Consider the following 14,997-nt stretch of genomic DNA (forward strand, 5'->3'; position numbering starts at 1 on the left):
TCCCCTCAATATGGCAAGCAAAATCGAGACCCTCAAGGCGAACCTCGAAGCCGCGCTCGGCGCGCGCGTGGTGAGCCTCACCGAAGCAGTCGGTGAACTGACGCTCGTCGTGAAGGCGAGTGATTACCTCGAAGTCGCAACGACGCTGCGCGACGATCCGAAGCTCCGTTTCGAGCAGCTGATCGACCTGTGCGGCCTCGACTACCAGACGTACGGCGACGGCGCGTACGACGGCCCGCGTTTCGCGGCCGTGTCGCACCTGCTGTCGGTGACGAACAACTGGCGCCTGCGCGTGCGCGTGTTCGCGCCGGACGACGATCTGCCGATCGTGCCGTCGCTCGTCGACATCTGGACCTCCGTGAACTGGTACGAGCGTGAAGCGTTCGACCTGTACGGCATCGTGTTCGAAGGCCACCCGGACCTGCGTCGCCTCCTGACCGACTACGGCTTCATCGGCCATCCGTTCCGCAAGGACTTCCCGGTGTCGGGCTACGTCGAAATGCGCTACGACCCGGAAGAGAAGCGGGTCGTCTACCAGCCGGTGACGATCGAGCCGCGCGAAATCACGCCGCGCGTGATCCGCGAGGATCGCTATGGCGGTCTGAAACATTAAGAGGGCGTCATGGCAGACATCAAGAACTACACGCTCAACTTCGGCCCGCAGCACCCGGCAGCGCACGGCGTGCTGCGCCTCGTGCTCGAGCTCGACGGCGAAGTCATCCAGCGTGCCGATCCGCACATCGGCCTGCTGCACCGCGCGACCGAAAAGCTCGCGGAATCCAAGACCTTCATCCAGTCCGTGCCGTACATGGACCGTCTCGACTACGTGTCGATGATGGTCAACGAGCACGGCTACGTGCTCGCGATCGAGAAGCTGCTCGGCATCGACGTGCCGGAGCGCGCGCAGTACATCCGCGTGCTGTTCGACGAAATCACGCGCGTGCTGAACCACCTGATGTGGATCGGCGCGCACGCGCTCGACGTCGGCGCGATGGCGGTGTTCCTGTACGCGTTCCGCGAGCGTGAAGACCTGATGGACGTGTACGAAGCGGTGTCCGGCGCCCGGATGCACGCGGCGTACTACCGTCCGGGCGGCGTCTATCGCGATCTGCCTGACGCAATGCCGCAATACAAGGCGTCCAAGATCCGCAACGAGAAGGCGCTCGCGAGGATGAACGAGGCGCGCCAGGGCTCGGTGCTCGACTTCATCGACGATTTCTTCACGCGCTTCCCGAAGTGCGTCGACGAATACGAAACGCTTCTGACCGACAACCGGATCTGGAAGCAGCGTCTCGTCGGCATCGGCGTCGTCAGTCCGGAACGTGCGCTGCAGATGGGCCTGACGGGCCCGATGCTGCGCGGCTCGGGCATCGCATGGGACCTGCGCAAGAAGCAGCCGTACGAAGTGTACGATCGCATGGACTTCGACGTGCCGGTCGGCGTGAACGGCGACTGCTACGACCGCTACCTGGTGCGTGTCGAGGAAATGCGTCAATCGGTCCGCATCGCGAAACAATGTATTGAGTGGCTCCGTAAGAATCCGGGCCCCGTGATGACGGACAATCACAAGGTTGCGCCGCCGTCGCGCGTCGGCATGAAGACCAACATGGAGGACTTGATCCACCATTTCAAGCTCTTCACCGAAGGTTTTCACGTGCCGGAAGGCGAGGCGTATGCGGCGGTCGAGCATCCGAAGGGCGAATTCGGCATCTATCTCGTGTCGGACGGCGCGAACAAGCCGTACCGCCTGAAGATCCGCGCACCGGGCTTCGCGCATCTGGCGTCGCTCGACGAAATGGCGCGCGGTCACATGATCGCCGACGCGGTCACGATCATCGGTACGCAGGACATCGTGTTCGGCGAGATCGATCGCTAATGGTTGCGCCGCCCGTTTGCTCCGGGCGGCGAGCGGTAAGTCACACGCGAAGTCACATGCGGTATGCGCTGAACCGGCGCGGCTTCGCAAGCTGTCAAAACAGTGAGCGCCAGGTCTGCCCCACGCATGCCGTGCGGCAGGTTGTTCGTTCGGTAGGAATTGAAAGAGTCGTGTCTGAAAATGATCTCAGCTGAAGGCCTGAAAGAAATCGATCGAGCGTTGACGAAGTATCCCGCCGATCAGAAACAGTCCGCCGTGATGTCGGCACTGGCCGTTGCCCAGGAAGAGCACGGCTGGCTGTCGCCCGAACTGATGCAGTTCGTCGCGGACTATCTCGGCATGCCGGCCGTCGCCGTGCAGGAAGTCGCGACGTTCTACACGATGTACGAGCTCAAGCCCGTCGGCAAGCACAAGATCACGCTCTGCACGAACCTGCCGTGCCAGCTTGGTCCGCACGGCGGCGCGGAAGCGACGGCCGACTACCTGAAGCAGAAGCTCGGCATCGATTTCGGCGAGACGACGCCGGACGGCAAGTTCACGCTGAAGGAAGGCGAATGCATGGGCGCGTGCGGCGATGCGCCGGTGCTGCTGGTGAACAATCACAAAATGTGCAGCTTCATGAGCCGCGAGAAGATCGACCAGCTGCTTGAGGAGCTCTCGAAATGACGTCCCTTCACGACCGCCACATCAAACCGCTGATCCTCGCCGGTCTGAACGGCGAGAACTGGCATCTCGAAGACTACGTTGCGCGCGGCGGCTACAAGCAGCTGCGCCGCATTCTCGAAGAAAAGATCCCGCCCGAGCAGGTGATCGCCGACGTCAAGGCGTCGGGCCTGCGCGGCCGCGGCGGCGCGGGCTTCCCGACCGGCCTGAAGTGGAGCTTCATGCCGCGTCAGTTCCCGGGGCAGAAGTACCTCGTCTGCAACTCGGACGAAGGCGAGCCGGGCACGTTCAAGGATCGCGACATCCTGCGCTGGAACCCGCACGCGCTGATCGAAGGCATGGCCATCGGCGCGTATGCGATGGGCATCACCGTCGGCTACAACTACATCCACGGCGAGATTTTCGAAGTGTATCGACGCTTCGAGGCCGCGCTCGAGGAAGCGCGCGCAGCCGGGTTCCTCGGCAACAACATCATGGGCTCGGAATTCTCGTTCCAGCTGCATGCGCACCACGGTTACGGCGCGTACATCTGCGGCGAGGAAACGGCGCTGCTCGAGTCGCTCGAAGGCAAGAAGGGCCAGCCGCGCTTCAAGCCGCCGTTCCCGGCGAGCTTCGGCGTGTACGGCAAGCCGACCACGATCAACAACACCGAGACGTTCGCCGCGGTGCCGTTCCTGCTGACGGTCGGCCCGCAGGCCTACGCCGAGCTCGGCAAGCCGAACAACGGCGGCACGAAGATCTTCTCGGTGTCGGGCGACGTCGAGCGCCCGGGCAACTATGAAGTGCCGCTCGGCACGCCGTTCGCGACGCTGATGGAGCTCGCCGGCGGGATGCGCGGCGGCAAGAAGATCAAGGCCGTGATTCCGGGCGGCTCGTCCGCGCCGGTGATCCCGGGCGACATCATGATGCAGACCGACATGGACTACGACTCGATCGCGAAGGCCGGCTCGATGCTCGGTTCCGGCGCGGTGATCGTGATGGACGAGACGCGTTGCATGGTGCGCTCGCTGCTGCGCCTGTCGTACTTCTACTACGAGGAATCGTGCGGCCAGTGCACGCCGTGCCGTGAAGGCACCGGCTGGCTGTATCGCGTCGTGAATCGCATCGAGCACGGCGAAGGCCGCCAGGAAGATCTGGACCTGCTGAACTCGGTCGCCGAGAACATCATGGGCCGCACGATCTGCGCGCTCGGCGATGCGGCGGCGATGCCGGTACGCGGCATGCTCAAGCACTACTGGGACGAATTCGCGTACCACGTCGAGCACAAGCATTGCATGGTCGGCGGTCACACGCCGCATGTGGCTTCGGCTGCGGCGGCCTGAAGCGAAACACCCGGTTGCGGAATTTGAGCGCACGGTCGGGCGAATGCGCGAACGAGCGGAAATAGGTTAAGGACCATTCACCATCATGGTTGAACTTGAAATAGACGGCAAGAAGGTCGAGGTGCCTGAAGGCAGCATGGTGATCCAGGCTGCGCACAAGGCGGATACGTACATTCCTCACTTCTGCTATCACAAGAAACTGTCGGTTGCGGCCAACTGCCGGATGTGTCTCGTCGAAGTCGAGAAGATGCCGAAGGCCGTGCCTGCCTGCGCGACCCCCGTGTCGGCCGGCATGATCGTCCGCACCCAGTCGGACAAGGCGGTGAAGGCGCAGCAGTCGGTGATGGAATTCCTCCTCATCAACCATCCGCTCGATTGCCCGATCTGCGACCAGGGCGGCGAATGCCAGCTGCAGGATCTCGCGGTCGGCTACGGCAAGTCGTCGTCGCGCTACAGCGAAGAGAAGCGCGTGGTGTTCCACAAGAACGTGGGCCCGCTGATCTCGATGGAAGAGATGTCGCGCTGCATCCACTGCACGCGCTGCGTGCGCTTCGGCCAGGAAATCGCCGGTGTGATGGAGTTCGGCATGCTGGGCCGTGGCGAGCATTCGGAAATCACGACGTTCGTCGGCAAGACGGTCGACTCCGAGCTGTCGGGCAACATGATCGACCTGTGCCCGGTCGGCGCGCTGACCAGCAAGCCGTTCCGCTACAGCGCCCGCACGTGGGAACTGTCGCGCCGCAAGTCGGTGAGCCCGCACGATTCCGTCGGCGCGAACCTCGTCGTGCAGGTCAAGAACAACCGCGTGATGCGCGTGCTGCCGTTCGAGAACGAAGCGATCAACGAGTGCTGGATCTCGGACAAGGACCGTTTCTCGTACGAAGGCCTCAACAGCGACGAGCGCCTGACCAAGCCGATGCTGAAGCAGGGCGGCCAGTGGATCGAGACCGACTGGCAGACCGCGCTCGAATACGTCGCGAAGGGCCTGAAGGGCATCAGCGCGGATCACGGCGCGAACGCGCTGGCGATGCTCGCGAGCGCGCACAGCACCGCTGAAGAGCTGTTCCTCGTGAAGCAGCTCGCGAACGAATTGAAGACGCCGAACGTCGACTTCCGCCTGCGCCAGCTCGACTTCTCGGCGCCGGTGCAAGGCGCGCCGTGGCTCGGCATGCCGATCGCCGAACTGTCGAACCTGAGCGCCGCGTTCGTCGTCGGCTCGTTCCTGCGCCGCGACCATCCGCTGTTCGCCGCGCGCCTGCGTCAGGCCGCGAAGAACGGCGCGAAGCTCCACTTCCTGCACGCGACGGGCGACGACGCGCTGATTCCGACCGCGCAACGCATCGTCGCCGCGCCGTCGGCATGGCTCGACGAACTGGCGGGTGTGGCGGCCGCGGTCGCGCAGCTGCGCGGCGTCGCGCTGCCGGACGCGCTCGCGGGCGTCACGGCGTCGCCGGCGGCCCAGCAGGTTGCGCAGTCGCTCGCGAACGGCGAGCGCCGCGCGGTGCTGCTCGGCAACGCTGCCGTCCGTCATCCGCAATTCGCCCAGCTCCACGCGATCGCGCAGTGGATCGCCGACAACACCGGCGCCACGTTCGGCTTCCTGACCGAAGCGGCGAACACGGTCGGCGCGCACGCTGTCAACGCGCTGCCGGGCGAAGGCGGCCTGAATGCGCGCGAAGCGTTCGCGCAGCCGCGCAAGGGCTACGTGCTGCTCAACGTCGAGCCGGAATTCGACACCGTCGACCCGGCGCAGGCGCTGGCCGCGCTGAACCAGGCGGAAATGGTCGTCGTGATGTCGCCGTTCAAGCACGGCCTCGACTACGCGGACGTCCTGCTGCCGATCGCGCCGTTCACCGAAACGTCCGGCACGTTCGTCAACGCGGAAGGCACGGTGCAGGGCTTCAACGGCGTCGTGCGCCCGCTCGGCGACACGCGTCCGGCATGGAAGGTGCTGCGCGTGCTGGGCAGCCTGCTCGGCCTGCCGAACTTCGAATACGAGACGGCGGAAGAGGTGCGTCTCGCGGCGCTCGGCGACGCTGGCGTCGCCGGCCGCCTGTCGAACAAGACGTCGGTGGCGCCGGCCCGAATCGCGGCTCCGGCGGCGAACGGCAGCTTCGAGCGCCTCGCCGACGTGCCGATCTATCACGCCGACGCACTGGTGCGCCGCGCGGGTGCGCTGCACCTGACGGCCGCCGCGAAGGCGGCGAACGCCGCCGGCCTGCCGGCTGCGCTGTTCGACAAGCTGGGCTTGAAGGAAGGCGACGCGGTGCGCGTGCGCCAGGGCGAGCGTGCGGTGCAGTTGCCGGCCGTGCGTGACGAGAATCTTGCGGAGACGGTCGTTCGCGTGTCGGCGGCGACGCCTGCCGGCGCAGCGCTCGGCAGCCTGTCCGGTGAACTGGTGGTGGAGAAGGCGTAAATGAGCTTGTTCGATACGATCAACTCGGGCGGAGCCCAGCTTCTCGGCGTCGCATGGCCGACCGTGTGGGCGGTGGTGCGCATCCTCGTCGTCTCCGTCGTGATCCTGCTGTGCGTCGCGTACCTGATTCTGTGGGAACGCAAGCTGATCGGCTGGATTCACGTGCGTCTCGGCCCGAACCGCGTCGGCCCCGCCGGCCTGCTGCAGCCGATCGCCGACGTGCTGAAGCTGCTGCTCAAGGAAGTGATCCAGCCGACGGCGGCAAGCCGCTGGCTGTACCTGATTGCACCGGTCATGACCGTGGTGCCGGCGTTCGCGGTGTGGGCGGTGATTCCGTTCCAGGCCGAAGCCGTGCTCGCGAACGTCAACGCGGGCCTGCTGTACGCGATGGCGATCTCGTCGATCGGCGTGTACGCGGTGATCCTCGCCGGCTGGGCGTCGAACTCGAAGTACGCGTTCCTCGGCGCAATGCGCGCGGCCGCGCAGATGGTCTCGTACGAAATCTCGATGGGCTTCGCGCTGGTGCTCGTGCTGATGACCGCCGGCAGCCTGAACCTGTCGGAAATCGTCGGCTCGCAGCAGCACGGCTTCTTCGCAGGCCACGGCGTCAACTTCCTGTCGTGGAACTGGCTGCCGCTGCTGCCCGCGTTCGTCGTCTATTTCATCTCGGGCATCGCCGAAACGAACCGTCACCCGTTCGACGTGGTGGAAGGGGAGTCGGAGATCGTCGCCGGTCACATGATCGATTACTCGGGCATGGCGTTCGCGCTGTTCTTCCTCGCCGAGTACATCAACATGATCGTGATCTCGGCGCTCGCCGCGACGATGTTCCTCGGCGGCTGGGATGCACCGTTCGAATTCCTGTCGTTCATCCCGGGCATATTCTGGCTGGTGCTGAAAGTCTTCGCGCTGCTGTCGGTGTTCATCTGGGTCCGTGCGACGTTCCCGCGTTACCGTTACGACCAGATCATGCGTCTGGGCTGGAAGGTGTTCCTGCCGGTGACCGTGATCTGGGTGGTCGTGGTCGGCTTCTGGATCGTGTCGCCGCTCAACATCTGGAAATAAAGGTCGGACGAAATCATGACGGCAATCCAACATTTCTTTAAGACCTTCTTCCTGACCGAACTGCTGAAGGGGCTTGCGCTGACCGGGCGTTACGCGTTCCGGCGCAAGTTCACCGTGCAGTTCCCGGAAGAGAAGACGCCGATCTCGCCGCGCTTCCGCGGGCTGCACGCACTGCGCCGCTACGAGAACGGCGAAGAGCGCTGCATCGCGTGCAAGCTGTGCGAAGCGGTGTGCCCGGCGATGGCGATCACGATCGAATCGGAAACGCGCGCGGACAACACGCGCCGCACCACGCGCTACGACATCGACCTGACGAAGTGCATCTTCTGCGGTTTCTGCGAAGAGAGCTGCCCGGTCGATTCGATCGTCGAGACGCAGATCCTCGAGTATCACGGCGAAAAGCGCGGCGACCTGTATTTCACGAAGGAAATGCTGCTCGCGGTGGGCGATCGCTACGAGAAGGACATCGCCGCGGCGAAGGCTGCCGACGCGCCGTATCGTTGATTGTGTTTGCAGTGCCGGCCCGGCATGTACGGGCCGAGCCGCCGCGACGGGTGCGGCTCGCGAGAGCGTTCCGCAAGCCGCGCCTGACTATGGCCTAACGATGAACCGGTAATCATGGAATTCACGACCGTACTGTTCTACATCTTCGCGCTGCTCCTGGTGGTATCAGGGCTGAAGGTGATCACTTCGCGCAACCCGGTGGCGTCTGCGCTTTTCCTTGTGCTGGCGTTCTTCAACGCCGCCGCGATCTGGATGCTGCTGGAAGCGGAGTTCCTCGCGATCCTGCTGGTGCTGGTCTACGTGGGCGCCGTGATGGTGCTGTTCCTGTTCGTCGTGATGATGCTCGACATCAACATCGACTTCCTGCGACGCGACTTCAAGAAGTTCGTGCCGATGGCGACCGTCGTCGGCGCGATCATCGTCGTCGAGACGGCGCTGGTCCTGTGGCACGGCTACGGCGCGACCGAAGCGCCGGTGCGCGCGATGGCGCAGGGCGCGATGGCGACCTGGCCGAATACCCGCCTGATCGGCAAGGTCATCTACACCGACTACATCTTCGCGTTCGAAATCGCGGGTCTCGTGCTGCTCGTCGCGATCATCGCGGCGGTGGCGCTGACCGAGCGCAAGGGCAAGGACAGCAAGCGCCAGCGCGTGTCCGACCAGGTCAAGGTGCGTCGCGACGATCGCGTGCGCCTCGTGAAGATGGAAGCGGACAAGCCGCAGCCCGAGACGGCCCAGAGCGAAGCCGGCACGAGCGCCAACGGCTAAGCGGAGGAGAGAAAAACATGTTGACCCTTGCTCACTACCTCGTGCTCGGCGCGATCCTGTTTGCGATCGCGATCGTCGGGATTTTCCTGAACCGCCGCAACATCATCATCATCCTGATGGCGATCGAGCTGATGCTGCTCGCGGTGAACACCAACTTCGTCGCGTTCTCGCATTACCTTGGCGACGTGCACGGCCAGATCTTCGTGTTCTTCGTGCTGACGGTCGCCGCTGCGGAAGCCGCGATCGGCCTCGCGATTCTGGTGACCCTGTTCCGTAAGCTCGACACGATCAATGTCGAGGATCTCGATCAGCTCAAAGGTTAATTTCAGGCAACGCTGTTATGTCAACGACACTCAATGAAAACCTGCTGCTGGCGGTTCCGCTCGCTCCGCTGGCCGGCTCGCTGATTGCGGGGCTGTTCGGGAACGCAGTCGGGCGCAAGGGCGCACACCGGATCACGATCCTCGGCGTATTGATCGCGTTCCTCCTGTCGGCGAAAGTCTTCGTCGACGTGATGGGCGGCGCGAGCTTCAACGCGACCATCTACGAATGGATGCGCGTCGGCTCGCTGAAGCTCGAAGTCGGCTTCCTCGTCGATTCGATGACCGCGATGATGATGGTCGTCGTGACCTTCGTGTCGCTGATGGTGCACATCTACACGATCGGCTACATGTCGGAGGAAGACGGCTACCAGCGCTTCTTCTCGTATATCTCGCTGTTCACGTTCTCGATGCTGATGCTCGTCATGAGCAACAACTTCCTGCAGCTGTTCTTCGGCTGGGAAGCGGTGGGTCTCGTGTCGTACCTGCTGATCGGCTTCTACTTCACGCGTGAGAGCGCGATCTACGCGAACATGAAGGCGTTCCTCGTGAACCGCGTCGGCGACTTCGGCTTCCTGCTCGGCATCGGCCTGCTGCTCGCGTTCGCCGGCTCGATGAACTACGGCGAAGTGTTCGCGAAGCGCGCGGAGCTCGCGAGCCTGCACTTCCCGGGCACCGACTGGGGTCTGCTGACGGTTGCCTGCATCTGCCTGTTCATCGGCGCGATGGGTAAATCGGCACAGTTCCCGCTGCACGTGTGGCTGCCGGACTCGATGGAAGGCCCGACCCCGATCTCGGCGCTGATTCACGCGGCGACGATGGTGACGGCCGGCATCTTCATGGTGTCGCGCATGTCGCCGCTGTTCGAGCTGTCGGACACCGCGCTGTCGTTCGTCACGGTGATCGGCGCGATCACGGCGCTGTTCATGGGCTTCCTCGGCATCATCCAGAACGACATCAAGCGCGTCGTCGCTTACTCGACGCTGTCGCAGCTCGGCTACATGACGGTCGCGCTCGGCGTGTCCGCGTATCCGGTCGCGCTGTTCCACCTGATGACGCACGCGTTCTTCAAGGCGCTGCTGTTCCTCGGCGCGGGCTCGGTGATCATCGGCATGCACCACGACCAGGACATCCGCAACATGGGCGGCCTGCGCAAGTACATGCCGATCACGTGGATCACGTCGCTGCTCGGCTCGCTCGCGCTGATCGGCACGCCGTTCTTCTCGGGCTTCTACTCGAAGGATTCGATCATCGAGGCCGTGAAGGAATCGCATCTCGCCGGTTCGGGCTTCGCGTACTTCGCGGTCGTCGCGAGCGTGTTCGTCACGGCGCTGTACTCGTTCCGCATGTACTTCCTCGTGTTCCACGGCGAAGAGCGCTTCCGCAAGCCGAAGCATCCGGAATCGCCGATGGGCATGGCGGCCGCGCACGGCCACGACGATCACGGCCATGGCCATGGTCACGACGATCATGCGCACGAACCGCACGAGACCCCGTGGGTCGTGTGGCTGCCGCTCGTGCTGCTCGCGATTCCGTCGGTCGTCATCGGTGCGATCGCGATCGGCCCGATGCTGTACGGCAGCTTCTTCGAGCATGGCGTCGCGTTCGACAAGGTGATCTTCATCGGCGAGAACCACCCGGGCCTCGAGGAACTCGGCAAGGAGTTCCACGGCTGGGCCGCGATGGGCCTGCACTCGCTGACGACGCTGCCGCTCTGGCTCGCGATCGCCGGTGTTGCAACCGCATGGTTCCTGTACCTGAAGCGTCCTGAGCTGCCTGCCGTGATCCGCCGCGCGTTCGGCCCGATCTACACGCTGCTCGACAACAAGTACTACATGGACAAGATCAACGAGGTGGTGTTCGCCCGCGGTTCGGTGGCGATCGGCCGCGGCCTGTGGAAGGAGGGCGATGTCGTGGTGATCGACGGCCTCGTCAACGGCAGCGCCCGGTTCGTCGCCTGGTTCGCCGGCGTGATCCGCTTCCTCCAATCCGGTTACATCTATCACTACGCGTTCGCCATGATCATCGGCATGCTGGGGCTCCTGACCCTGTTTGTAACGCTCGGCGGCAAATAAGGCGGGGGACGACTAATGCACTCTTTTCCGATTCTCAGTACCGCGATCTGGTTGCCGATCGTATTCGGCCTCCTCGTGCTCGCGGTGGGTAACGACAAAAATCCGGGGCCGGCCCGCTGGGTCGCGCTGATCGGCTCGCTGCTCGGCCTCGCGGTGACGGTGCCGCTGATCACCGATTTCGATTCGAGCACGGCCGCGCTGCAGTTCGTCGAGCAATCGCCCTGGATCGAGCGCTTCAACATTACGTATCACCTCGGCGTCGACGGCATCTCGATGTGGTTCGTCGTGCTGACCGCGCTGATCACCGTGATTGTCGTGATCGCGGGCTGGGAAGTGATCACCGAGCACGTGTCGCAGTACCTGGCGGCATTCCTGATCCTGTCGGGGATCATGGTCGGCGTGTTCTCGGCGGCCGACGGCCTGCTGTTCTACGTGTTCTTCGAGGCGACGCTGATCCCGATGTACATCATCATCGGGGTGTGGGGCGGCCCGAACCGCGTGTACGCGGCGTTCAAGTTCTTCCTGTACACGCTGGCCGGCTCGCTGCTGATGCTGGTCGCGCTGATCTACCTGTACACGGAAACGCACTCGTTCGACCTGGCGACGTGGCAGAACGCGAAGATCGCGATGACGCCGCAGATCATGCTGTTCATCGCATTCTTCCTCGCGTTCGCGGTGAAGGTGCCGATGTGGCCGGTGCACACCTGGCTGCCGGACGCGCACGTGGAAGCGCCGACGGGCGGCTCGGTCGTGCTGGCGGCGATCATGCTGAAGCTCGGCGCGTACGGTTTCCTGCGCTTCTCGCTGCCGATCACGCCTGACGCGAGCCACTTCCTGGCGCCCGTCGTGATCACGCTGTCGCTGATCGCGGTGATCTACATCGGCCTCGTCGCGATGGTGCAGGCCGACATGAAGAAGCTGGTCGCGTATTCGTCGATCGCGCACATGGGCTTCGTCACGCTCGGCTTCTTCATCTTCAACCAGCTCGGCGTCGAAGGCGCGATCGTGCAGATGATCTCGCACGGCTTCGTGTCCGGCGCGATGTTCCTGTGCATCGGCGTGCTGTACGACCGCGTGCACTCGCGCGAGATCGCCGCCTACGGCGGCGTGGTGAACGTGATGCCGAAGTTCGCGGCGTTCGCGATGCTGTTCTCGATGGCCAACTGCGGCCTGCCGGGCACGTCGGGTTTCGTCGGCGAGTTCATGGTGATTCTCGCCGCGGTCCAGTACAACTTCTGGATCGCGTTCGGCGCGGCATTCACGCTGATCCTCGGCGCGGCCTACACGCTGTGGATGTACAAGCGCGTATACTTCGGCGCGGTCGCGAACGACCACGTCGCGAAGCTGACGGACATCAACCGCCGCGAGTTCGTGATGCTGGCCGTGCTTGCCGCGTTCACGATGCTGATGGGCCTGTATCCGAAGCCCTTCACCGACGTGATGCACGTTTCCGTGGAAAACCTCCTCTCCCACGTCGCGCAGTCGAAGCTGCCGCTGGCCCAGTAATCGCGAGCGGAGGAAATCAAGATCATGCAAAACGCTCCTATGAATGTCCTGTTGCCTGACGCGCTGGTGATGGCCGCCATCGTCGTCGCCTGGCTGAACGACACCTTTACCGGCGCGGCCGGCCGCCGCCTGACCTATCTGATCGCGGTGGTGTCGTCGGTGGTCGCCGGCGTGTGGTTCGCGGTGCAGGCGCTCGACCCGCAGCAGTACTACTTCTTCTCGCGGATGGTCGTCGTCGACTCGTTCGCGAGCATGATGAAGGCCGTCGTGTCGATCGGCTTCGCGGTCACGCTCGTCTATTCGCGCAAGTACCTCGAAGACCGCGACATGTTCCGCGGCGACGTGTTCCTGCTCGGCATGTTCTCGCTGTTCGGCCAGCTGGTCATGGTGTCGGGCAACAACTTCCTGACGCTGTACCTCGGCCTCGAACTGATGTCGCTGTCGCTTTACGCGGTCATCGCGCTGCGTCGCGACGCAGCGCAGTCGAGCGAAGCCGCGATGAAATACTACGTGCTGGGCGCGCTCGCGTCGGGCTTCGTGCTGTACGGCATCTCGATGCTCTACGGCGCGACCGGCTCGCTCGATCTGGCCGAGGTGTACAAGGCGGTCGGCGGCAACACCGACACTGCCGTGCTGATGTTCGGCGTGATCTTCATCGTCGCCGGCATCGCGTTCAAGCTCGGCGCCGTGCCGTTCCACATGTGGGTGCCGGACGTCTACCAGGGCGCACCGACCGCGATGACGCTGTTCGTCGGCGGCGGCCCGAAGGTTGCCGCGTTCGCGTGGGGTCTGCGCTTCCTGGTGATGGGCCTGCTGCCGCTCGCGCAGAACTGGCAGATGGCGCTCGTGATCCTTGCCGCGCTGTCGCTGATCATCGGCAACATCACCGGTATCGTCCAGCGCAACATCAAGCGGATGCTCGCGTACTCGGCGATCTCGAACATGGGCTTCGTGCTGCTCGGCCTGCTCGCGGGCATCGTGAAGGGCGACGCGACGGCGCCGGCGAGCGCGTACAGCTCGGCGATGTTCTACGCGATCGTCTACCTGATCACGACGCTCGGCTCGTTCGGCGTGGTGATGCTGCTCGCGCGCCGCGATTTCGAGGCGGAAACGATCGACGACTTCAAGGGCCTCAACAAGCGCAGCCCGGTGTTCGCGTTCGTGATGATGGTGATGATGTTCTCGCTCGCCGGCATCCCGCCGACCGTCGGCTTCTACGCGAAGCTCGCGGTGCTCGAGGCGACGGTCAACGCCGGCCTCACGTGGCTCGCCGTGCTGGCCGTGGTCACGTCGCTGTTCGGCGCGTTCTACTACCTGCGCATCGTCAAGCTGATCTACTTCGATGCGCCGCAAGACTCGACCCCGATCACCGGCGATTTCTGCAAGCGCACGATCCTGGTGCTGAACGGCGTCGCGGTCGTCGTGCTCGGCCTGATCCCGAGCCCGCTGCTGACGGCCTGCCTGCAGGCGATTCGTCACACGCTGCCGCTGTAATGTCGGCAGCCGGCTGGTTTATCGTGCTGTTGGCGCTCGCGGGCGCCAACCTGCCGTTCCTGAACCAACGTCTCTTCGCCGTCGTGCCGCTCGGCGCGGCGAAGAAGAGCGCGTGGGTGCGGATCGGCGAGCTGATCGCGCTGTACTTCGTGGTCGGCGCGCTCGGCTTCTGGCTCGAATCGCGCGCCGGCAACCGTTTCGAACAAGGCTGGCAGTTTTACGCGATCACGTTCAGTCTCTTCGTCGTGTTCGCGTTTCCCGGCTTCACGTTCCAGTATCTCGTCAAACGACGCTGACGGCCCAGGGTCCGTTCCCCACGGCCGTCGCGCTCAACCCCGGAGCCGCCGATGGCCGAATTGCCCAATCACGACGCCGCCCTGACCGAAACCTGCCTCGAAAGCGAGGCGATTTTCGACGGCGCGTTCCTCAAGCTCAAGCGTGACACCGTGCGCCTGCCCGACGGCAAGCATGCGACGCGCGAATACGTCCAGCATCCGGGCGCGGTGATGGTGATTCCGCTGTTCGACGACGGTCGCGTGCTGATGGAAAGCCAGTATCGCTACCCGATCGGCAAGGTGATGGCCGAGTTTCCGGCCGGCAAGCTCGACCCGAACGAAGGGGCGCTTGCCTGCGCGGTGCGCGAACTGCGCGAGGAAACCGGCTATACCGCGCGTGAATACGTGTTCCTGACGCGTATCCATCCGATCATTTCCTATTCGACCGAGTTCATCGACCTGTACCTCGCGCGCGGCCTGACGGCCGGCGAGCGCAAGCTCGACGACGGCGAATTCCTCGAGACCTTCACCGCGACGCTGCCCGACCTGCTCGAATGGGTGCGGACCGGCCAGATCACCGACGTGAAGACGATCATCGGCACGATGTGGCTCGACAAGGCGCTGTCCGGCACGTGGCCGCTCGGCCCTGTGCTGGCGCCCTGACGGCGGCGTCAGCGGTGCGACAGGCGCCGCGCTACAATTCAATGACATCG

14 protein-coding genes are annotated in these 14,997 nt (G+C 64.1%); all 14 read left to right on the forward strand.

What is annotated here, in order from left to right:
- Positions 1-10: 10 nt before the first annotated feature.
- The 14 genes from HWX31_RS21170 to HWX31_RS21235 all read left to right on the forward strand — a co-directional run bounded on the left by HWX31_RS21170 (position 11) and on the right by HWX31_RS21235 (position 14,947).
- Entirely contained in the window at positions 11-613 is a 603-nt protein-coding gene (locus tag HWX31_RS21170; protein WP_174965185.1) for an NADH-quinone oxidoreductase subunit C, read from the forward strand.
- A 9-nt stretch (positions 614-622) separates the two neighbouring features.
- On the forward strand, positions 623-1,876 hold the full coding sequence (locus tag HWX31_RS21175) for an NADH-quinone oxidoreductase subunit D (RefSeq protein ID WP_059618539.1): 1,254 nt from the start codon (positions 623-625) through the stop codon (positions 1,874-1,876).
- A 180-nt stretch (positions 1,877-2,056) separates the two neighbouring features.
- Positions 2,057-2,542 (forward strand): NADH-quinone oxidoreductase subunit NuoE, encoded by a 486-nt coding sequence (nuoE, locus tag HWX31_RS21180; RefSeq protein ID WP_059537343.1) that lies wholly within the window; start codon positions 2,057-2,059, stop codon positions 2,540-2,542.
- The gene (nuoF, locus tag HWX31_RS21185; RefSeq protein ID WP_010091195.1) at positions 2,539-3,861 is read left to right on the forward strand and encodes an NADH-quinone oxidoreductase subunit NuoF; all 1,323 of its coding nucleotides are present in this window, start codon (positions 2,539-2,541) and stop codon (positions 3,859-3,861) included. The genes nuoE and nuoF overlap by 4 nt, the downstream gene beginning before the upstream one ends.
- An 85-nt stretch (positions 3,862-3,946) precedes the next feature.
- Entirely contained in the window at positions 3,947-6,277 is a 2,331-nt protein-coding gene (nuoG, locus tag HWX31_RS21190; RefSeq protein WP_174965186.1) for an NADH-quinone oxidoreductase subunit NuoG, read from the forward strand.
- On the forward strand, positions 6,278-7,342 hold the full coding sequence (gene nuoH / locus HWX31_RS21195) for an NADH-quinone oxidoreductase subunit NuoH (RefSeq protein WP_059537349.1): 1,065 nt from the start codon (positions 6,278-6,280) through the stop codon (positions 7,340-7,342).
- A gap of 15 nt (positions 7,343-7,357) precedes the next feature.
- Positions 7,358-7,846 (forward strand): NADH-quinone oxidoreductase subunit NuoI, encoded by a 489-nt coding sequence (gene nuoI / locus HWX31_RS21200; protein WP_010091199.1) that lies wholly within the window; start codon positions 7,358-7,360, stop codon positions 7,844-7,846.
- A gap of 114 nt (positions 7,847-7,960) precedes the next feature.
- Positions 7,961-8,614: an NADH-quinone oxidoreductase subunit J gene (locus HWX31_RS21205; protein ID WP_010091200.1), complete on the forward strand. Its 654-nt coding sequence runs from the start codon at positions 7,961-7,963 to the stop codon at positions 8,612-8,614.
- A 17-nt stretch (positions 8,615-8,631) separates the two neighbouring features.
- Positions 8,632-8,937 carry an NADH-quinone oxidoreductase subunit NuoK gene (nuoK, locus tag HWX31_RS21210; RefSeq protein ID WP_004185739.1) on the forward strand — a complete coding sequence of 102 codons (306 nt, stop codon included), beginning with the start codon at positions 8,632-8,634 and terminating at the stop codon, positions 8,935-8,937.
- 17 nt (positions 8,938-8,954) lie between these two features.
- Positions 8,955-11,009, forward strand: coding sequence for an NADH-quinone oxidoreductase subunit L (nuoL, locus tag HWX31_RS21215; RefSeq protein ID WP_010091201.1), 2,055 nt, complete (start codon positions 8,955-8,957; stop codon positions 11,007-11,009).
- Positions 11,010-11,024: 15 nt separating this feature from the next.
- Complete coding sequence (locus HWX31_RS21220; RefSeq protein ID WP_174965187.1) at positions 11,025-12,515, forward strand: NADH-quinone oxidoreductase subunit M; 1,491 nt, start codon at positions 11,025-11,027, stop codon at positions 12,513-12,515.
- Between the two features lie 39 nt (positions 12,516-12,554).
- Positions 12,555-14,009, forward strand: coding sequence for an NADH-quinone oxidoreductase subunit NuoN (gene nuoN, locus HWX31_RS21225; protein WP_174965201.1), 1,455 nt, complete (start codon positions 12,555-12,557; stop codon positions 14,007-14,009).
- Positions 14,009-14,305 carry a DUF2818 family protein gene (locus HWX31_RS21230; protein WP_059613086.1) on the forward strand — a complete coding sequence of 99 codons (297 nt, stop codon included), beginning with the start codon at positions 14,009-14,011 and terminating at the stop codon, positions 14,303-14,305. The genes nuoN and HWX31_RS21230 overlap by 1 nt, the downstream gene beginning before the upstream one ends.
- 51 nt (positions 14,306-14,356) lie before the next feature.
- Complete coding sequence (locus HWX31_RS21235) at positions 14,357-14,947, forward strand: NUDIX domain-containing protein (protein WP_174965188.1); 591 nt, start codon at positions 14,357-14,359, stop codon at positions 14,945-14,947.
- The last annotated feature ends 50 nt before the right edge of the window (positions 14,948-14,997 follow it).

The organism is Burkholderia ubonensis (genome assembly GCF_902833085.1).
Lineage (GTDB): Bacteria > Pseudomonadota > Gammaproteobacteria > Burkholderiales > Burkholderiaceae > Burkholderia > Burkholderia ubonensis.